This is a genomic window from Amycolatopsis sp. NBC_01307 (assembly GCF_035975215.1).
Classification (GTDB): domain Bacteria; phylum Actinomycetota; class Actinomycetes; order Mycobacteriales; family Pseudonocardiaceae; genus Amycolatopsis.
The window spans coordinates 10888003-10907469 of the sequence record NZ_CP108403.1 but is presented as its reverse complement, the minus strand read 5'-3'; the positions used below and the strand labels follow the sequence as shown (position 1 = coordinate 10907469).

19 protein-coding genes are annotated in these 19467 nt (G+C 71.7%); 5 read left to right on the top strand and 14 right to left on the bottom strand.

The features are described 5' to 3' along the window. Positions 1-13: 13 nt before the first annotated feature. Positions 14-622 (top strand): hypothetical protein, encoded by a 609-nt coding sequence (locus OG439_RS49330; RefSeq protein ID WP_326947188.1) that lies wholly within the window; start codon positions 14-16, stop codon positions 620-622. On the opposite strand, the gene OG439_RS49325 is transcribed toward OG439_RS49330, so the two are convergent. Further along, positions 619-2928: a transketolase-like TK C-terminal-containing protein gene (locus OG439_RS49325; RefSeq protein ID WP_326947187.1), complete on the bottom strand. Its 2310-nt coding sequence runs from the start codon at positions 2926-2928 to the stop codon at positions 619-621. The genes OG439_RS49330 and OG439_RS49325 overlap by 4 nt on opposite strands. A gap of 105 nt (positions 2929-3033) precedes the next feature. After that, positions 3034-3519: an Lrp/AsnC family transcriptional regulator gene (locus OG439_RS49320; protein WP_326947186.1), complete on the bottom strand. Its 486-nt coding sequence runs from the start codon at positions 3517-3519 to the stop codon at positions 3034-3036. A 111-nt stretch (positions 3520-3630) separates the two neighbouring features. Between OG439_RS49320 and OG439_RS49315 the strand changes: the two genes are divergently transcribed. Next, a complete protein-coding gene (locus tag OG439_RS49315) occupies positions 3631-4275 on the top strand; it encodes a PadR family transcriptional regulator (RefSeq protein ID WP_326947185.1) in 645 nt (214 codons plus the stop codon). Here OG439_RS49315 and OG439_RS49310 read toward each other — a convergent pair. Further along, positions 4212-5024 (bottom strand): class I SAM-dependent methyltransferase, encoded by an 813-nt coding sequence (locus tag OG439_RS49310; RefSeq protein WP_326947184.1) that lies wholly within the window; start codon positions 5022-5024, stop codon positions 4212-4214. The two genes, OG439_RS49315 and OG439_RS49310, sit on opposite strands and share 64 nt — an antisense overlap. Positions 5025-5134: 110 nt before the next feature. On the opposite strand from OG439_RS49310, the gene OG439_RS49305 reads away from it, so the two are divergent. Further along, positions 5135-5980 carry a VOC family protein gene (locus OG439_RS49305; protein ID WP_326947183.1) on the top strand — a complete coding sequence of 282 codons (846 nt, stop codon included), beginning with the start codon at positions 5135-5137 and terminating at the stop codon, positions 5978-5980. Here the strand turns inward: OG439_RS49305 and OG439_RS49300 are convergent. After that, complete coding sequence (locus OG439_RS49300; RefSeq protein ID WP_326947182.1) at positions 5968-7293, bottom strand: MFS transporter; 1326 nt, start codon at positions 7291-7293, stop codon at positions 5968-5970. The genes OG439_RS49305 and OG439_RS49300 overlap by 13 nt on opposite strands. Positions 7294-7387: 94 nt before the next feature. Between OG439_RS49300 and OG439_RS49295 the strand changes: the two genes are divergently transcribed. Further along, on the top strand, positions 7388-8353 hold the full coding sequence (locus OG439_RS49295) for a LysR family transcriptional regulator (RefSeq protein ID WP_326947181.1): 966 nt from the start codon (positions 7388-7390) through the stop codon (positions 8351-8353). On the opposite strand, the gene OG439_RS49290 is transcribed toward OG439_RS49295, so the two are convergent. From OG439_RS49290 to rpsB, 5 genes are all read right to left on the bottom strand, one after another. Further along, positions 8303-9142 (bottom strand): phosphatidate cytidylyltransferase, encoded by an 840-nt coding sequence (locus tag OG439_RS49290; protein ID WP_326951817.1) that lies wholly within the window; start codon positions 9140-9142, stop codon positions 8303-8305. The two genes, OG439_RS49295 and OG439_RS49290, sit on opposite strands and share 51 nt — an antisense overlap. Positions 9143-9471: 329 nt before the next feature. Continuing rightward, complete coding sequence (gene frr, locus OG439_RS49285; protein ID WP_247062391.1) at positions 9472-10029, bottom strand: ribosome recycling factor; 558 nt, start codon at positions 10027-10029, stop codon at positions 9472-9474. A gap of 50 nt (positions 10030-10079) precedes the next feature. After that, the gene (pyrH, locus tag OG439_RS49280) at positions 10080-10823 is read right to left on the bottom strand and encodes a UMP kinase (RefSeq protein WP_247062389.1); all 744 of its coding nucleotides are present in this window, start codon (positions 10821-10823) and stop codon (positions 10080-10082) included. A gap of 118 nt (positions 10824-10941) precedes the next feature. Then, entirely contained in the window at positions 10942-11757 is an 816-nt protein-coding gene (tsf, locus tag OG439_RS49275; protein ID WP_326947180.1) for a translation elongation factor Ts, read from the bottom strand. 100 nt (positions 11758-11857) lie between these two features. After that, a complete protein-coding gene (gene rpsB, locus OG439_RS49270; RefSeq protein WP_326947179.1) occupies positions 11858-12748 on the bottom strand; it encodes a 30S ribosomal protein S2 in 891 nt (296 codons plus the stop codon). 893 nt (positions 12749-13641) lie between these two features. Here rpsB and OG439_RS49265 point away from each other — a divergent pair. Then, the gene (locus OG439_RS49265) at positions 13642-14115 is read left to right on the top strand and encodes a M23 family metallopeptidase (protein WP_442792272.1); all 474 of its coding nucleotides are present in this window, start codon (positions 13642-13644) and stop codon (positions 14113-14115) included. Here OG439_RS49265 and OG439_RS49260 read toward each other — a convergent pair whose 3' ends face one another. The 5 genes from OG439_RS49260 to OG439_RS49240 all read right to left on the bottom strand — a co-directional run bounded on the left by OG439_RS49260 (position 14116) and on the right by OG439_RS49240 (position 19269). Further along, a complete protein-coding gene (locus tag OG439_RS49260) occupies positions 14116-14964 on the bottom strand; it encodes a FliA/WhiG family RNA polymerase sigma factor (protein ID WP_247062382.1) in 849 nt (282 codons plus the stop codon). 109 nt (positions 14965-15073) lie between these two features. Then, positions 15074-16048 carry a tyrosine recombinase XerC gene (locus OG439_RS49255; RefSeq protein ID WP_326947177.1) on the bottom strand — a complete coding sequence of 325 codons (975 nt, stop codon included), beginning with the start codon at positions 16046-16048 and terminating at the stop codon, positions 15074-15076. 103 nt (positions 16049-16151) lie between these two features. After that, positions 16152-17384, bottom strand: coding sequence for a DNA-processing protein DprA (gene dprA, locus OG439_RS49250; protein ID WP_326947176.1), 1233 nt, complete (start codon positions 17382-17384; stop codon positions 16152-16154). Beyond that, positions 17381-18892 carry a YifB family Mg chelatase-like AAA ATPase gene (locus OG439_RS49245; protein ID WP_326947175.1) on the bottom strand — a complete coding sequence of 504 codons (1512 nt, stop codon included), beginning with the start codon at positions 18890-18892 and terminating at the stop codon, positions 17381-17383. Before OG439_RS49245 ends, dprA begins: the two co-directional genes overlap by 4 nt. Next, on the bottom strand, positions 18892-19269 hold the full coding sequence (locus tag OG439_RS49240; protein ID WP_326947174.1) for a YraN family protein: 378 nt from the start codon (positions 19267-19269) through the stop codon (positions 18892-18894). The genes OG439_RS49245 and OG439_RS49240 overlap by 1 nt, the downstream gene beginning before the upstream one ends. Between the last annotated feature and the right edge of the window lie 198 nt (positions 19270-19467).

Sequence of the window (19467 nt, the reverse complement as noted above, 5' to 3'; positions counted from 1 at the left end):
AAGAGGTGAGCCCGTGCGGAGCCGTTCCTTCCGGCGCAGCGTCCTGGCCGTTTCGGTGGTGCTGAGCGCCGCCGCCTGCACGACGTCGACGGACGGCCGGCCCCAGCCGGTGCCGACCGTGACCGCGGCCCCCACAGGTGACCGAATCGACGTCGGGACCATGCACGTCACGCTGCCGGCGGGCGCGAAGTACACCGCGCACAGCCAGGACGGCCTGCTCGACGGCTGCATCACCGAAGGCACCGTCGTCTGCGAAGCGCGGCTCCTGGACCTGCGCGAAGCCACGTCGGACCCCAACGCGCCCATCAACCTGCCGAGCGCGAAGCGGCCCTTCGGCTGGTACACCGGCACCGACGTGCCGACGTGCATCACCGCCGCGTCGCCGCCCGGGGAGGCCGCGACGGCCACCGGCAGCACCCTCGTCGAGTCCGGGTTCAAGCCGGTCGGGACCAAGAACGCCGAGTACGGCCGCTGGCAGGTCAGCTGCGAGGACGCCACGCAGAACAACGAGGTCCGCATGTGGTGGCTGCCGACGAGCAAGATCCTCGTCGTCGAGTACGGCGCCTTCGCCGGCTGGGACGCCAAGATGGACACCCTGCTGACGGGCGCCACTTTCTCTTAGCCCACGACGTCCAGCGCCGCGCGGATGATCGCGTCGGTGTCGATGCCGTGGTAGCGGTAGACCTCCTCCAGCGACCCGGACTGGCCGAAGCCGGTGACGCCCAGCGTCGCCGCCGGCACGCGGTTGATCCCGGCGAGGAACGCCAGCGTGTGCGGGTGCCCGTCGAGGACCGTGACCAGCGGGCACGCCCGGGACGCCGGGAAGACCTGGTCGAGGATCCAGCTCTCGCCGCTCCCCTGCCCGGCCCGCGCGCGTGTCGCCTCGAACAGCAGGCCCGGGCTCGTCACGCAGACGACGTCCGCCTCGACGCCGACCTGCGCGAGCCGCTCGGCCGCCGCCAGGGTGTCGGGCACCAGCGCGCCCATCGCCGCGAGCGTGACCACCGGCGCTTCGGCACGGCGCAGCAGGTACGCGCCCGCCACGACCTGGCGGCGACGGCGTTCGCGCGCGGCCGGGTCGGCCGGGACGCCGGCCAGGGTCTGGTCGACCGGCCGGGTCGAGAGCCGGAAGTAGGACGACGTGCCGCCCGGCTTGCCCAGCCGGCCCAGCGCGGCCAGCAGCGTCCACTCGGTGTCGATCGCGAACGCCGGTTCGTAGCTGACGCAGCCGGGCTGCTCGATGCCGATCGACGGCGTGGTGATCGACTGGTGCGCGCCGCCTTCGGGAGCGAGCGTGACGCCCGACGGTGTGCCGATGAGGATCGACTGGCCGCCCGCGTAGATGCCGAACGACCACGGCTCCAGCGCGCGTTCGACGAACGGGTCGTACATCACGCCGATCGGCAGCAGCGGCTCGCCCCAACGGCTCCAGGTGGCGCCCAGCTCGCCGAGCAGGCCGACCAGGTTCGTCTCGGCGATGCCCAGCTCGACGTGCTGGCCGGTGGGCTTCTCGCGCCAGTGCATGATCGTCTCGGGGTCGTCGTCGAACCAGTCGCGGCGCTCGATCGCCGACCAGACGCCGACCTTGTTGACCCAGCCGCCGAGGTTGGTCGTCGAGCTGACGTCCGGGCTGACCGTCACCACGCGCTTCGCCGCTTCGGGCGCTTCGCGCGTCAGGTCGAGCAGGACGCGGCCCAGCGCCGCCTGCGTCGTCGCGGTCCCGGACGGCGTGCGCCCGATGTCGACCGGCAGGTCCACCGAAGGCACGGCAGGGACGTCCGGCCGGCGAAGGCGCGAAGCGACGTCGGCGCACAACGCGGCTTCGGACGTCCCGTCCGCGAAGCCCTGCCACGGCGTTGAAAGATCCGTGCCCAGCGAAGCGGCGAGCTCTTCCATCTGCCCGACGGTCAGCAGCGACGAGTGGTTCTGCGGGTGCCCCTGCGTCGGCAGGCCGCGGCCCTTGACGGTGTAGGCGAAGATCACCGTCGGCCGGCTGTCCGAAATGGACGTGAAGACCTCGTCGAGCGAGCCGAGGTCGTGCCCGCCCAGGTTGCGGATCGCGGCCAGCAGCGTCTCGTCGTCGAGCGAGGCCACCAGCGCGGCCAGCGCGTCGTTGCCCGCGGGCAGCCGGTCGCGCAGCTGAGCGGCGTCGCAACGCAGCAGCCGCTGGTACTCCGGGTTCGGCATCGCGTCGATCCGCGCGCGCAGCTCGGCACCGCCGGGCCGGGTGAACAGCTCTTCCAGCAGCCGGCCGTACTTGAGCGTCAGGACCTGCCAGCCGGCCGCGTCGAACATGCCCTGCAGCCGCCCGGCCGCGATGTTCGGCACCACGCGGTCCAGCGACTGGCGGTTGAGGTCGACGATCCAGACGATCTCGCCCAGCTCGGCCACCGCCGGGTCGAGGATCGCCTCCCAGATCGCGCCCTCGTCCAGCTCGGCGTCGCCGACCAGCGAGTACTGCCGGCCGGTGCCCGCGTCACGCCCGCGCGTCGTCAGGTAGCGGCGGGCCAGCGCGCCCCAGATCGGCGCGGTGGCGCCGATGCCGACCGAGCCGGTCGAGTAGTCCACCGGGTCGGGGTCCTTGGCGCGGCTCGGGTAGCTCTGCAGCCCGCCGAACTCGCGCAACGTCGGCAGCCAGGCCTCGTCCAGCTCGCCGAGCAGGTAGTTGATCGCGTGGAGCACGGGTGACGCGTGCGGCTTCACCGAGACGCGGTCTTCGGGACGCAGGTGCCGGAACCACAGCGACGTCATGATCGAGACCAGCGACGCGCAGGACGCCTGGTGCCCGCCGACCTTCAGCCCGGACGGGTTGGGCCGCACCCGGTTGGCCTGGTGCACGATCGCGGTGGCGAGCCACAGCACCCGCCGTTCGATCGCGGCGAGCTCGTCGGAGCCGGTCGCCGGAGCGGTCGGGGAGGTCTGGGTCATCGTCGACACCTTTCGTGCAGGAAGCGTCACCAGGACAGCACTGGTGGACGCATCGCACAACCGATGCCGCGCGAGCTGCGCAGAATGCACTCCCCCGAGGGGGACTCACGCCTCCGGCTGGGCAGAATGCACGCGCTCCAGCAGTGGCTTCAGCCGGTACGGGACGAGCTCCCGCATGACGAGTGAGATGTTCGTCCGCTCGACACCCGGCGAGGCCAGGATGTGCCCGGCGATGCGGTAGAGGTCGTCCGCGTCGACGGCGACGACCTGCACCATCAGGTCGCTCGCCCCGGTCAGCCCGCAGACCTCGGTCACCTCGGGGATGCCGGAGAGGGCGTCGGCGATCTCCGCGAGGCGCCGCTGGTCGACCTGCGCGTTGACGAACGCGCGCAGCGGGTAGCCCAGCCGCGCCGGGTCGATGCGGCGCTCGAACGACTCGAGCACGCCGCGCTGCTCCAGCCGGGCGAGCCGGGCCTGCACCGTGTTGCGGGACAAGCCGAGGCGCTCGGCCAGCGCGACCGCCGTCGAGCGCGGGTCCGCGCCCAGGGCCAGCAGAAGCCGCGCGTCGATGTCGTCGATGGTGTCGGGCACGCCGCCGATCTTCGCAGGCCGTCGTGAGCGGTGTCACGACGAGGCGGTTGCCATCCGACTGTTTCCGATATATCGTGAACGTGTCGCAACAGTTCGAGAAAGGAACACGACATGCGTAGGCAACGACACCCCTTCACCCAGGAACACCCCTTCGCCCGTGAACGCGGGCGCACTCCCTTCGGCGGTCTTGGTGGCTTCGGCGACTTCCCCCCGGGCTTCGGTCCCGGTGGCGGACGCGGCCGGGGTCACGGTCCGGGCCGGCGAGGCCACGGCGGCCGTCGCAGCCGGCGCGGTGACGTCCGCGCCGCGATCCTGGCGCTGCTCGCCGAGCAGCCCCGGCACGGCTACGAGATCATCCGCGAAATCGGCGAACGCTCCGGCGGCTTCTGGCGGCCGAGCCCCGGCTCGGTCTACCCGACGCTGCAGCTGCTGGCCGACGAAGGCCTGGTCGTCAGCAAGGACGAGCACGGCAAGAAGCTGTTCGAGCTGACCGACGACGGCCGGACCGCCGCGGAGCAGCAGGACAGCACCCCGCCGTGGGAGCAGATCGCGCAGGACGTCGACCCGTCCGAGATCGGGCTGGCCAAGGCGGGCAAGAACCTGGCCGCCGCCGTCGTGCAGATCATGCGCGCGGGTTCCGAGAGCCAGCAGGCCCGCGCGGCCGAGGTGCTCAACGACGCCCGGCGCTCGCTCTACGGCATCCTCGGCGAGGACGAGGACGAGTCCTCGGCTCCCTCCGAAGAGACCGCGGAGTGACCAGGCAGGACGAGGCCGGTGGGCTTGACCCGCGTGTGAACGCGGTAGCCCACCGGCAGCGTCAGGTCGGTCTCGCGATTCCCGTTACGCTGCAAGGACTTCGCGATCGCCTGTTCGGCGATCGGTTTGCTGAACTCGATCTTCAGCACGGCTTCGAGGTCCGCGGCGGTCGCGAAACGCCACTCGGTGGCGACCCGGCGGCACGCGAACCCGGCGCGGGCGAAGAACCGTTCGACCGCGACCGGGTCGTAACGCGGTAGGTCGGCACGCATCCAGCCGCCGTAGGGCTCGCTGGTCGCGTCGAGGTCGACGATCAGCAGCACCCCACCCGGCCGCAGCACCCGCTCGGCCTCCGCCAGCCCGGGCTCGCACCCCGGCCCGAAGAAGTACGCGGTGCGCGCGTGCACGACGTCGACGCTCGCGCTGCGGACCGGCAGCCGCTGGGCCCGGCCCAGCCGGACATCCACGTTCGCCAGCTCCCGCACGCGCCCCAGCGCGTCCCGCACCAGCGGCTCGTGCGGCTCGATCCCCAGCACCGACCGCGCGTCGCGCGCGAACCGCGGCAGGTGATAGCCGTCACCGCAGCCGACGTCCAGCACGTCCCGGCCGGCCCAGTCGTACTCCTCCCGCAGCACGCGCCAGATCTCGCCGCCGCTGTCCTGCGCCCGGTTCTCCAGCTCGTAATCGGCCTGGTAGTACCAGATGTTCGGACTCGGCACGACCTCCGCGCGCCGGGACGACCACCGCACCGCTGCTCCTTCCGGGGCCCGCTCCGCCGGCAGTGATTCTTCCGGCGCGGATTCTTGCCGGAAACCTTACGGATCACGCTTAGAATTCGGTGGTCTCGGGAGGAGCACTCATGACGATCGGCCCGCCCAGTACCCCGTCCCCGGTTCCGGCCGGAATTCCGTGCTGGATCGAGCTCGCCTGCCGGGAGCAGGCCGTCGTGGAGAGATTCTACGGCGACCTCTTCGGCTGGATGTACGCCACTCAACGCGATCCCGCGACGTCCGACGGACGTTATGCGATCGCGACGCTGAACGAGCTCCCGGTCGGCGGGCTCTACCGCGCCGCCCAGGGCGCGCCGCTGGGCTGGATGCCGCACATCTCCGTGCCGCACACGGCGAGTGCGGCCGAATGGGTGGAGCACCTCGGCGGGCGGCTGACGCTCGGCCCGATGCCGATCCCGCAGCGGGGAACGATCCTGCACGCCTACGACGCTTGTGGCGCGCCGGTGGTGTTCTGGGAGGTCCCGCCGGACTGGGAGTTCGTCACCGGGATCCCCAACACCTTCAGCGGCGCCGACCTCAACACCCACGACGGCGTCGCGGCGGATCACTTCTACACCAAGCTGTTCAACTACTCGAGCCACCAGATCGGCGACGGCGAATCGCTCGACTACGCCGAATGGCTCATCGAGCACCAGCCGGTGCTGTACCGCTACGTGATGGGCTCGGAGTACAGCCTCGACACCCCGCCGCACTGGCTCGTGTACTTCGACATCGACCCGGCGCGCGGCGTGGACGCCGTCGCGGGCGAGTCGCTCATGCACGGCGGCACCGTCGTGATCCAGCCGTACGACACCCCGTTCGGCCGGATGGCGATCCTCGCCGACCCGGAGGGCGCGGTGTTCGCCGTGATCGACCACTCGCGCATCGCCGAAGGCTGGGGCCGCGCCGAGGTCGACGACCCCTACGACGACTGACGCCCGAGCAGCGCCAGCACCACCACCAGCGCGTAGCCGCCCGCCACCAGCCACATCCCGGTGGCGGGCAGCAACGCGCCGACGAGCGCGACCCCGATCGCGCCCCCGGTCTGACGGGACGCGTTGAGCACCCCGGCGGCCAGCCCGGCCTTGTCCGGCAAGGAGTTCATCGCCAGCGACGTCATCGCGGGCATCGCCAGCGAGCAGCAGCCGAAGACCACCGAGATCAGCACGAACGCCACGAGCGACCGGTCCGCGGGCAGCAGCGCGAAGCCGGCCGAACCGGCGAACCCGGCCACCGCGCCCGCGATCATCGGGACGCGCGCGCCGAAGCGTCCGGTGAGGCGGCCGCTGAAGAACGCGTTGAGTCCCACCGCCATCGTCAGCGGCACCAGTGCGAGACCGGCGGCGAGCGCACCCAGTGACCAGGCGCGTTGCAGGTACAGCGCGAGCGAGAACAGGGTGCCGTAGAGGCAGAAGTTGAACAGCCCGCCGATGCCGGTCGCCACCGCGAAGTTCCGGATCCGCAGGACACCCAGCGGCAGCACGGGATCCGGCACCCGCCGTTCGACGGTCACGAACACCACACCGGCCACCACGCCCCCGGCCAGCAACGTGAGCGTCAGCGGCGCGAGCCAGCCCGCGTGACCCGACTCGATGAAGCCCGCGACGAGGCAGGCGAGTGACGCCGTGCCGGTCAGCTGCCCGGCCAGGTCCAGGCGCGTCGACGCGTGCCGCGGCGGTTCGGCGACCGCGCGGCGCGTCAGGACGATCGCGACGATCCCGACCGGCACGTTCACCGCGAACACCAGCCGCCAGTCGGCCAGGCCCACGGCCAGCCCGCCGAGCACCGGCCCGGCGGCGAGGCCGGCCCCGCTCATCCCGCCCCACACGCCGAGCGCGCGGGCCCGCTCCCGCGGGTCCGGGAACTGGTGCACGATCAGCGCCAGCGACGACGGCAGCAGCGCGGCGGCGCCCGCGCCCTGCACCGCCCGCGCGGCGATGAGCCAGGCGGCCGAGCCCGCGAGCGCGCAGGCGATGCTCGCGAGCACGAACACCGCGACGCCGACCTCGAAGACGCGTCGCGAACCCCACCGGTCACCGGCGGCGCCCCAGGTGAGCAGGAACGCGGCGAGCGTGACGGTGTAGGCGTCGACCACCCACTGCAGCGCAGCGGTCGACGGCTCGCCGAAGTCGGCGCCGATCGCCGGGAGCGCGAGGTTCACGATGGTCGCGTCGAGGGTGATCATCAGGAAGCCCAGGCAGACGGCGGTGAGCGCGAGCTTGGCCGGGGCGCGGGTTTCGGCGGGCATGCCCCGAGTCAAACCCCTGGACGCTTCGGTGGTCCACGAACCATCGCCTACGTCTGGTAGGCGGAACCTCCCACCGCAGGTCTACCGTGCCGTCATGGAACTACGGCAGCTCCGGTACTTCCTGGCGGTCGCGGAAGAACTGCACTTCGGACGGGCGGCCGAGCGGCTGCACATCGCGAGCCCGTCGCTGTCACAGCAGATCAAGAAGCTCGAACGGGACCTGGGCGCGGCGCTGTTCGTCCGCGACCGGCGGCACGTCGAGCTGACCCGGGCCGGGGCCGCGCTGGTCGGCGACGCGCGGCAGATCCTGGAGCTGGCCGACGCGGCCGCGCGCCGGGTCCGCGGCACCGCGCGGACGAAGCTGCGCCTCGGGCACGTGAGCTGGCTGCCGGCCGAGCTGACGCGGCTGCTCGGCGACGTCGTCCGGCTCGACGAGTGGGTGCTGCCGTCGCACACCCAGGTCGTCCGGGTCGCCGAAGGCACCTTGGATCTCGCGCTGGCCTGGGTGGACACCGGGCGTCTTTCTTCCCTCGGCCTCGTGGCGCACCTGGTGCGGATCGAGACGCTGCCGGCGATCGTGCCCGGTGATCAGCCTGCGGCCCGGTTGGCCACGGTGCCCGCGCCGTCGGTGTCGGTGCTGGTCGACTCGGACCAGTCGTCGTGGCCGGCGTGGAACGAGTTCGCGCTGGACTACGCGGCGGCGAGCGGCGCCCGGGTCGTCCACATCGACGACGGCGGCGTCACCGGGCAGGCGTTCTTCGACCACGTGACGCGGCTGCGGGTACCGGTGCTGCAGTCACCGAAGCGGCACACGGCGCCGTTCCCGCCGAGCCTGGTGCGGCGCCCGATAGGCGCTCCGGGCCCGGGCTGGACGTGGTCATTGGTGCACCGGCAAGACGACGACCGGCCGGAAGTCGCGCAGGTCGTCGAGCGGGTACTGGGTCTGCGGGCGACGATGCGCTGGGACGAGCCGGGCGCCTGGTTACCGGCGACCGACCCGCACCGCGCGTCAGCCCAGCGGCACGAACGCCGAGAGCAGCAGCCAGGACACCACGGCTGAGGGCAGCAGCGAGTCGAGGCGGTCCATGATCCCGCCGTGCCCGGGCAGCAGCGTGCCCATGTCCTTGACGCCCAGGTCGCGCTTGATCAGCGACTCGACGAGGTCGCCGAGGGTAGCGGTGAGCACGATCGCGACGCCGAAGATCACGCCCTGCCAGACGTGGCCGTCGAGCAGCAGGCTGAGCGTCAGCGCTCCGGCCACGACGCCACCGACCACCGAACCCGCGAAGCCTTCCCAGGTCTTCTTCGGGCTGATGCTGGGCGCCATCGGGTGCTTCCCGCCGAGAACGCCGGCGATGTACCCACCGGTGTCCGAGGCGACAACGCCGATCAGGAAGGTGAGAACGCGCCCGACGCCGTCCGAAGGTGGCACGAGCATCGCCGCGAACGCGCCGAACAACGGCAGGTAGGCCGCGGCGAACGCCGACGCGCTGATGTCGCGCAGGTAGCCCTTCGCGCCGCCGGGCAGCCGCCAGAGCAGGCAGGCGAGCACGGTGAGGACGAACGCCGTCAGCGCGCCTTCCCGGCCGAGCGGCCAGGCCAGCCAGATCATCGCCTGCCCGCCGACCAGCACCGGAATAACGGCGATCCGGGTGTCGGCCACGCGGCGCAGCACGCCGGCGAACTCGAAGGTGCCGACCGCGATGGCGACCGCGATGATCCCGATGAAGATGAAGCGCACGGTGAGCAGGGAAACGATGATCGCGGCCCCGAGCAGCAACCCGACGCCAATGGCCGCGGGCAGGTTACGCCCGGCCTTGGAGCCCTTCTTGGCTTCAGGCGCCACCACCGGCGGAGTCTCGGCTGCCCCAGCCTCGGCAGCACCGCCCGGCTGCGCCACTGTCGACGCAGTCGCTTCAGCCGATGCGGCGGTCTCGACAGCGCCAACCTCGGCAGCGCCGCCCGGCTGCGTCGAAGCCGGCGCAGCAGCGCCGTTCGTCCGAGCGGAACCCGGCGCGCCGGCCTCTGTCGGCTGAGCCGAAGCCTCCCCAGCAGCGCCGTTCGGCCGGGCCGAGGCCGGCTCGCCGGATGTGGCCGGTTCCGGTGTCCCGGGACCGGCCGCCGGTTCTTCACCGGTGGCGTCCACCCGGTCTTCGCGTTCCTCGCTCACCTGTGCCATCAGACCTCGAGCAGCTCGGCTTCCTTGTGCTTGACCAGCTCGTCGACCTTGTGCGAGTACGTGTCGGTGAGGTTCTGCAGTTCCTTCTCCGCGCGCACGACCTCGTCTTCGCCCGCTTCGCCGTCCTTGCCGATGCGGTCGAGCTCTTCTTTGGCCTTGCGGCGGATGCTGCGGATGGTCACCCGCGCGTCCTCGCCCTTGCCCTTGGCGACCTTCACCATCTCCTTGCGCCGCTCTTCGGTGAGCTGCGGGATGACGATGCGGATGACCTGGCCGTCGTTGCTCGGGTTGACCCCGAGGTCGGACTCGCGGATGGCCTTCTCGATGGCGTTGAGCTGGGTCTGGTCGTAGGGCTTGATCAGCGCCATCCGGGCTTCCGGCACGTTCACGCTGGCCAGCTGGTTCAGCGGGGTCGGCGCACCGTAGTACTCGACCACGATGCGCGAGAACATCGACGAGGTGGCCCGGCCGGTGCGCACCGACGTCAGGTCGTCCTTCGCGACGGACACCGCTTTTTCCATCTTCTCCTCGGCATCGAGGAGGGTCTCGTCGATCACGGCTACTCCCGTTGTTGTGATGGTGTGGCGCCTGGCTGATCCCAGCAGGTCTAGGCAGGTACCCCGTCGGCGGGGGTACAGACCAGGGTCCCGATTCTTTCACCACTCACCGCGCGGGCGATGTTCCCCTCGGTGAGCAGGTTGAACACGATGATCGGCATGTTGTTGTCCATGCAGAGGCTGAACGCCGTCGCGTCGGCGACCTTGAGGTCCCGCTCCAGCACCTCACGGTGGGTGATCTCGCGGAACATCTCGGCGGTCGGGTCGCTCTTCGGGTCCGCGGTGTAGACGCCGTCGACGGCCTTCGCCATCAGCACGGCCTCGCAGCCCAGCTCGAGCGCCCGCTGCGCGGCCGCGGTGTCCGTGGAGAAGTACGGCATGCCGACCCCGGCGCCGAAGATCACGACGCGGCCCTTCTCCAGGTGCCGCTCGGCGCGACGCGGGATGTACGGCTCGGCGACCTGACCCATCGTGATCGCGGTCTGCACCCGCGTGGGCAGGCCCTCCTTCTCCAGGAAGTCCTGCAGCGCCAGGCAGTTCATCACGGTGCCCAGCATCGCCATGTAGTCGGCGCGGTCGCGGTCCATGCCACGCTGCGACAGCTCGGCGCCGCGGAAGTAGTTGCCACCGCCGATCACGACGGCGACCTGGACGCCGGTGCGGGCGACGTCGGCGATCTGCTGCGCGACCGAGTGGACGACATCCGGATCGACGCCGATCGAACCACCGCCGAACATCTCGCCGCCCAGTTTCAGCAGCACCCGCCGGTAGCCACCCTCGACCCGGTCACCCATCTATGTCGCCTCCTAGGCGCTTCGACCCTCGAAAAATCTTCTTCTGGACCCGGCAGTGCCCCGTCCCCGATGGACGGAGACGGGGCACTGGGGGTGAAACCTACGCCCGGACCTGGCCTCAGGCCTGGCCGACCTCGAAACGGGCGAACTTCGTGATCGTCACGCCCGCCGCGTCGAGCAGGGCCTTGACGGTCTTCTTGTTGTCCTTGACCGACGGCTGCTCGAGCAGCACGTTGTCCTTGTAGTACGCGTTGACCTTGCCTTCGACGATCTTCGTCATCGCCTGCTCCGGCTTGCCCTCTTCACGGGCGGTCTTCTCCGCGATGGAGCGCTCGTTCTCGACGATCTCGGCGGGCACCTCGTCGCGGGTCAGGTACTTCGCGCGCAGCGCGGCGACCTGCATGGCGGCGGCGCGGGCGGCCTCGGTGTCGTCACCGGTGAACTCGACGAGCACGCCGACGGCCGGCGGCAGGTCCGAGCCGCGGCGGTGCAGGTAGCTCGTGGTCTGGCCCTCGAAGGACACGACGCGGCGCAGCTCGAGCTTCTCGCCGATGCGGGCGGACAGCTCCTGCACGACCTCGTTGACCGTCTTGCCGTCCAGCTCGGCGCCCTTGAGGGCGTCCACGTCGCTGGTCTTGACGGTCTTCGCGACCTCGACGATCTTCGCGGCGAGCGCCTGGAACTCGGCGTTCTTCGCGACGAAGTCGGTCTCGGAGTCGAGCTCGATCAGGACGCCGCCGGCACCGGCGACGAGGCCTTCGGCGGTGGCGCGCTCGGCGCGCTTGCCGACGTCCTTGGCGCCCTTGATGCGGAGGAACTCGACGGCCTTGTCGAAGTCGCCGTCGTTCTCCTCCATCGCCTTCTTGCAGTCCATGAAGCCGGCGCCGGTCATCTCGCGCAGGCGCTTCACGTCAGCGGCGGTGTAGTTCGCCATTCTGCTAAATCCGTCCTTTTCAGGTACGTGAAATCCTTGGGGGGAGCGACATCCGTGCGGCCGGGCCGGGATCCGGCCCGGCCGCACGGACAGCGGTGGATCAGGAGGAGGCGGTCGCCTGCTCGGCCTCGGCGGGGGCCTCGGCCGGCGTCTCGACCGGAGCGTCGACGGCCGCGGCCGCCTCGGTCGCGTCGGCGGCGGCGGTCTCGGAGCCGGCGAGCAGCTCCTTCTCCCACTCGGCCAGCGGCTCGTCGGTGGCGACACCCGGCTCCGGCTTGGAGTCGGCCGAGGCACCGTTGCGGCTGGAGCGCTGCATGAGACCGGCGGCCGCGGCCTCGGCGACGACCTTGGTCAGCAGCGCGGCCGACCGGATGGCGTCGTCGTTGCCCGGGATCGGGTAGTCGACCTCGTCCGGGTCGCAGTTGGTGTCCAGGATCGCGACGACCGGGATGTTCAGCTTGCGAGCCTCGCCGACGGCGATGTGCTCCTTCTTGGTGTCGACGATCCACACGATGCTCGGCACCTTGGCCATGTCGCGGATACCGCCGAGGGTCTTCTCGAGCTTGTCCTTCTCGCGGGTCAGCGTCAGGATCTCGCGCTTGGTGAGACCCTCGAAGCCGCCGGTCTGCTCCCGCGACTCGAGCTCCTTCAGGCGGAGGAGACGCTTGTGCACGGTCTGGAAGTTGGTCAGCATGCCGCCGAGCCAGCGCTGGTTCACGTAGGGCATGCCCACGCGCGAGGCTTCGGCCGCGATGGCTTCCTGAGCCTGCTTCTTCGTGCCGACGAACATGATCGTGCCGCCGTGCGCGACGGTTTCCTTGATGAACTCGTACGCACGGTCGATGTAGGTCAGCGTCTGCTGCAGGTCGATGATGTAGATGCCGTTGCGCTCGGTGAAGATGTAGCGCTTCATCTTCGGGTTCCACCGACGGGTCTGGTGCCCGAAGTGGACGCCGCTGTCGAGCAGCTGCTTCATGGTGACGACGGCCATTGCCGGAATCGACCTCTTCTGTGTCGTGCGCGCCGGAGCCCTTGAGGACCCTGCCGCGCTACTCGGTTTTGTCGCTCGCGGCCGGGAGGCCGCTCGCCCTGGTGCCCGTGCCGGTGTCCGGACCCTGAGGCGAAGGACCACAGGGACCGCCGAACACCGTGCGACTCGCCCCGGCAGGTGATCCAATGCCGGGGGAACGCGCACGTGCACGCGAAGTCAGTCCGCTCACACGGACCGCGGAAAAGATTCTACCCCCTGCCACCAGCCCCTCCCCCACCGGCGGCCACCGCCGGGCCGGGTTGTCCACAACGGGGTGAGTTGTCCACAGATCCGGGCATCGGACCCCAAGTGGTTCGAAGGTGCCGCAGGCTGGACGGGTGGAGTCGATCAAGGGGTTCAGAGGTGGGGTACCGGGTCGTGGCACGGGGCTGATTGCCCTGGTCACGGCCGCTTTCGTGGGCGCTGCGGTGCTGGCGGCTTGGGCGTCGGGCCCGCCGCTCGCCGGGCCAGTGGCGGCCAGGGCACCTTCGGCAAACGCCGCGGAGTTCACCAGGGTGACCAGCGCCAGCTCAGCGAACGTTGCAGAGCTTGCGGAGCTGACCGGCCCTGGCTCAGCCGACGCAGGGGAACTTGCGGAGGCGGCCAGACCCGATCTCACAGACTCTGCGACAACGGCGCAGAGGTCGACCAGCCTGGACCTCGCGGATGCTGCAGCCAACGCACCGAAAACGACTTACTCAGCCCTCGCGAATGCAGTAGTGCTCGCGGTGGGCGCGCCGAGCCCCAGCCTCCCGGTCGCTGTGGCAACCCCGCCGAGAACGATCAGCCCGCCTGCGACCGAACCTTGGACAGCAGAGTGGGAATCACCCGACCCGGTCAACTCGCCGTGGCCCATGTCCGGCCCGGCTCTTCCCGCGGCAGCCGATCCGTGGGCTGTGCCTCAGCCGCGGCTTTCCTGGCCTCTCTCACCCGATCCGGTGGTTGCCAAGTACTTCGATGCGCCGGAAACGCCCTACGGGCCCGGGCACCGTGGGGTCGATCTGGCCGCCGTGCCCGGGCAGGACGTTCTGGCGGCCGATGCGGGCGTGGTTGTTTTCGCCGGGCTTGTGGCCGGGCGGCCGGTGATCTCCGTGGACCACGATGGCGGGCTGCGCACCACCTATGAGCCCGTCGCGCCGAAGGTGGCTGCCGGTGAGCAGGTGTTTCGCGGTCAGGTGCTCGGCACCGTCCTCGCCGGGCACCCCCGCTGCGCGGTCGCCGCTTGTCTGCACTGGGGTGTACGCCGGGGTGAGGAGTACGTCGATCCGCTGTCCCTGACCGGTGAGGTCGGCGCGTACCGGCTCAAGCCGTGGGGCGGTGGTCCGTGATCAGCTGCCGGTCTGCTCGACCAGCTTGGCGCGCAGCCGCATGACGGCGCGGGTGTGCAGCTGGCTGACCCGCGACTCGGTGACGCCGAGGACCTTGCCGATCTCGGCGAGGGTCAGGCTCTCGAAGTAGTAGAGGCTGACCACGATCTTGTCGCGCTCGGACAGCTGCCCGATCGCCTGCGCGAGCTGGCGGCGGTTGTCCTGGTCGACCAGGACCGCGACCGGGTCCACCGCGTCGTCGTCGGGGATCGTGTCGACCAGGGAGCCGCTGTCCTTGCCCGCGGCCACCAGGTCCTCCAGCGCGACGACGCTGGTGAGCTGCAGCTGGCCGTAGAAGTCGCGCAGGTCGTCGAGGCCGATGCCGAGCTCGACGGCCAGCTCCGCGTCGGTCGGGGTGCGGTGCAGGCGGGCGCCCAGGCGCTCCATCGCGCGCTCGGCTTCCTTCGCCTTGCTCCGGACCGCGCGCGGGACCCAGTCCTGCGAGCGGAGGTCGTCGAGGATCGCGCCGCGGATGCGCTGCATCGCGTACGTCTCGAAGCGCAGGCCACGTTCGGGGTCGAACTTCTCGATCGCGTCGACGAGCCCGAAGATGCCGGACTGCACGAGGTCACCGACGTCGACGTGGGTGGGCAAACCGGTGCCGACCCGGCCGGCGACGTACTTGACCAGCGGGGCGTAGTGCAGCACGAGCCGATCGCGCGACGCCTGGTCCGGGCTGTCGGCGAACTGCTGCCACAGCGCCGCGATACCGGCGTCGACGTCGTAGGCGGCCCGAGATTCCGCGGGCACGGCGGCGGCACCGCGAGTGTTCACTCCGGTGGCGTCGGTGACGTGCGGTCCTGCGGTCATTGCACCGTCGTTCTCGGCATGCGGCTCAGTGTCGTCTCCGTGCTCGTGCGGATGCGCGTGCGCCGCCAGGCCCGCTGGTGACGACCCCGGCGAGGCTCCCCGGGGCACTTCACGCCCTGGGATGCGCTCGGTCATGGATCGCTTTCAACCGGTCGACGGTCACATGAGTGTAGAGCTGCGTCGTGGCAAGCGTAGCGTGACCAAGCAGTTCCTGAACGCTCCTGAGATCGGCGCCCCCTTCCAGCAGATGTGTCGCCGCCGAATGGCGCAGGCCGTGCGGGCCCATGTCCTGTGCTCCGGGCACCGCCGTGACGGCGTCGTGGACCACGCGGCGCACCGCCCGCGGGTCGAGGCGTTTCCCCCGGACACCGAGGAAGAGCGCGGGCTCGACGCTCCCACCGGCACTTTCGCCGACGATCTTCGGACGGCCCTCCTCGATCCAGTCGCCCAGCGCCCCGGCCGCGGGGACGCCGAACGGGACCACCCGCTCCTTGCTGCCCTTGCCGAGCACGGTCACGACACGCCGGGAGAAGTCCGCGCCGCCGAGGTCCAAGCCGCACAACTCGGACACCCGGATGCCCGTGGCGTAGAGCAGCTCGACGATCGCGCGATCACGCAGGGCGATCGGATCACGTTCCGCCGCGCCGGCCGCCGAGGCCCGCATGACCTCCCCCGCCTGAGCGGCCCGCAGCACCCCCGGCAGGGTGCGGTGCGCCCGCGGGGCGGCCAGCCGGCCCCCGGGGTCGGTGGCGAGCACCTCGGTGCGGTGCGCCCAGGCGGTGAACGTCCGGGCCGAGGCCGCCCGCCGGGCGAGCGTCGTGCGGCTGGCTCCGCCGGTCTGCTGCGCCGCGAGCCACGCCCGCAGCCGGGCGAGGTCCACGTCCGCGAGCCCGCCCCCGGCCTCGGCGACGAAGCCCAGGAGCGACACCGCGTCACCGACGTACGCGCGGACGGTATGCGCGGAAAGGCCCCGTTCGAGCCCGAGGTGCCGCTCGTAACCGGTGATCACGGCCCGGACCGGCTCGGGCAGGGTGTCCCGGAGCCCGCGCAGGTCCGGCCGGCGGGATCGAGGTGGCGGCGGCATGGATGTCACGCTGCGCGAACATCCGCCGCCGGTCAAGGATCGCCACGCGGGCCCACCGGTCCGGCCGAACATATTCGACGATTTCGCCGGGAATCCGTGGTGTTCACGCGCTTTCCTTCCGCCGTCGCCAGCCCGCCTCGCCGCGGACGGCGAATCCGTCGATCTCCAGCTCCGGCAGCAGGGCCCGCACGGTCCGCAGCGGAACGCCGGACTCGGCCGCGATCTCGGCGTCGGACCGGTCCGCGCGCACGGCCAGCGCCTCGTACGCCCGCAGCGCGTCGGGGCCCAGCCGGTCGGTGCGCCGTTTCGGCCGGGCCGCGGTGCCGGCTTCCACGACGCCGAAGAGCCCCACGGTCTCGAGGACCTCGTCAACCGTCGAGACCAGCGTGGCCCGGGCGTCCCGGATCAGCTCGTGGCAGCCGACCGACATGGCCGACGTGATCGGCCCGGGCACGGCCATCACCACCTTGCCCAGCGCGCCGGCGGTGCTCGCGGTGTTGCGCGCGCCGCTGCGCCTCCCGGCCTCGACCACCAGGGTGCCCTCGGTGAGGGCGGCGATGAGCCGGTTGCGGACCAGGAACCGGTGCCGCGCCGGCGGGGTGCCGGGCGGGTACTCGCTGACCACCGCGCCACCGCTGCGGGCGATGCGAGTGAGCAGCGCGACGTGCCCCGCCGGATAGCCCGCGTCGATGGCGCAGCCCAGCACCGCGACGGTGACCCCCGCCGCGGCGAGCGCGGCGCGGTGGGCCACGCCGTCGATGCCGTACGCCGCCCCGGAAAAGACCGGCACGCCTCGGGTGGCGAGCCCGTGGGCAATATCGGTGGCGTGCTGGTTGCCGTAGTCGGTCGAAGCCCGGGCGCCGACCACCGCCACGGCGCGATCGGCCGCGGTGCCGAGCGGGATGTCGCCGGCGACCCAGAGCGCCAGTGGCGGCACGGCTTCCGTGACCCCGCGCTGGGCGGCGAGGTCGAGGGAGAGGAGTGGCCAGGCCGGCCATTCGTCGTCCTCGGGCACGACCAGCCGGGCCCCGACCGCCGCGGCCCGTTCGAAGTCCTGGCCGACGAGGTTGTACGCCCGCCGGGCCTCGGTCGCCTTCAGCACATCGGGCGGGCAGTCACCACGCCACACCCGAGCGGCGGCCTCCACGGGCCCGTGCCGGGCCACGAAGGCGACGAGTGCGGGGGCCGGTGGCTCGGCGACCCGAAGCAGGTAGGCGCGGGCCCGGTGCAGTTCGTCGGCGCGCTCCTCGACGGTGGGTGCGGAGCCGGCCGGTTCGGAGCCGGGCTCGGACTCACCGGGCAGGCATCCGGCGGGCGGACATTCGGGAGTGCTCATGCCGCGACCCGCTCTCGGAAGGCCAGCGCCGAGCCGACCTGTTCGGGACCGGGGCGGGGCTCGGCGTCCAGATCGGCCAGGGTCCAGGCGATGCGGAGGCAGCGGTCCGCTCCCCGGCCGCTCAGGATTCCCCGGTCCATGGCCCGGTCCAGGAGGACCGTCGACGACGGCGGGAGGGCGAACTCGCGCCGCAGGGCCGGGCCGGGGACCTCCGAGTTCGCGCGCCAGCCGTGGTCCTGCCAGCGGTGGGCCGCGCGGGCGCGGGCTTCCAGCACCCGGGCGCGGACCGTCTCCGAGGACTCCGCCGTGTCCGTGTCGTGGACGCTGATCGCGCTCAGCGGACGCAGGCGGACCCGGAGGTCCACCCGATCCAGCAACGGGCCCGACAAGCGGCCGAGGTAACGGCGGCGGGCCATCGGGGAACAGACGCAGTCCACGTCCTTCGGCGGGGCGCACGCGCACGGGTTCGACGCCAGCACGAGCTGGAACCGCGCCGGGTAGGTGATCGAGCCCTTGACGCGGGCGATGCGGACTTCGCCCTCCTCCAGGATCGTCCGCAGGGATTCCAGGCGCTGGCTGCCGAACTCGCAGACCTCGTCGAGGAACAGGACTCCGCGGTGGGCGCGGCTGATCGCGCCGGGGGACGCGAGGCCGCTGCCGCCGCCGATCAGGGCCGGCACCGAGATCGAGTGGTGCGGGGCGACGAACGGCGGGACCGTGACCAGTGGCGACGACTTCGACAGCGAACCGTCGACCGAGTGCACCGCCGTGACCTCCAGGGACTCCTCGGACGACAACGGCGGGAGCAGGCCGGGCAGCCGCTTCGCGAGCATCGTCTTGCCCACGCCCGGCGGCCCGGTGAGCAGCAGGTGGTGCCCACCCGCCGCGGCCACCTCCAGGGCCCAGCGCGCCTCCGGCTGGCCGACGACGTCGGCGAGGTCCGGGACCTGCGGTGGCACGACCGGGGCGGGCGGTTCCGGGGCGACCAGGCCGGCTTCGCCCTTCAGCCAGCCCACCAGGTCACGCAGGTGGGTCGCGCCCGCTACCTCGATGCCGTCGACCAGCGCCGCCTCGACGAGGGAATCGGCCGGGACGACGGCTCGTTCGTAGCCGGCCGCGCGCGCCGCGAGCAGGCCCGGGAGGACGCCGCGGACCGCGCGGACCCGGCCGTCCAAGGCGAGTTCGCCGAGCAGGACCGTGCCGAGCAAGCGCGTCGCCGGGACGGCGCCCGTCGCCGCGAGCACGGCCACCGCGATGCCGAGGTCGTAGGCCGAGCCGACCTTCGGCAGGTTCGCCGGGGACAGGCCGAGCGTCACCTTGCCGTCGGGCCAGGGCTGCCCGGAGTTGCGCACGGCGGAGCGGACGCGGTCCTTCGCCTCACGCAGACCGGCGTCCGGCAGCCCGACGAGGGTGACGCGGCTCAGGCCGCCGCCGAGGTCGGCTTCGATCTCGATGACGCGGCCGTCGATGCCCAGCAGGGCGACCGACCAGGACTTGGCGATCGGCATCAGAACGCCGCCTCGATGTGCTGCAGCCGCGGGCGGGCGCCGGCTTCGGCGAGGATCGTGACGACGTCGTAGCGGATGGGGCACCAGCCGATGCGGAACTCGCGCAGCCAGCGTTGCGCCGCGCGGCGGACCCGGCCGGCCTTCTCCTCGGTGACGGTCTCCGACGGCAGACCGAACTCGGTTCCGGACCGGGTTTTGACCTCGCAGAAGACGACCCGGGTGCGGTCGGTGAGGACGAGGTCGAGCTCGCCCTCGCGGCAGCGCCAGTTGCGGGCGAGCAGGACCAGGCCGCGGTCCTGCAGGTGCCGCGCGGCCACGTCCTCGCCCCAGGTGCCGAAGTCGCGGCGGTGTCTCGCGAGCTGATCGGTGCCCGTCATCGTGTTTCGTCCCCTCGCCGCGCCGCGGCGGTCACCGGGGCGGTCCCGGTGATCACGGTGCGTGCGTGAACGACGTTGCCAGGGCGCGTGGCGGGGAGACCAGACCCGGATCGCCGGGTTGTGGACAACCGGGGGGATGTGGACAACTGCCCCGCCCGGAGCCGGCGTGGGACCGGAAATGTCGGTGCGGCGTGCTAA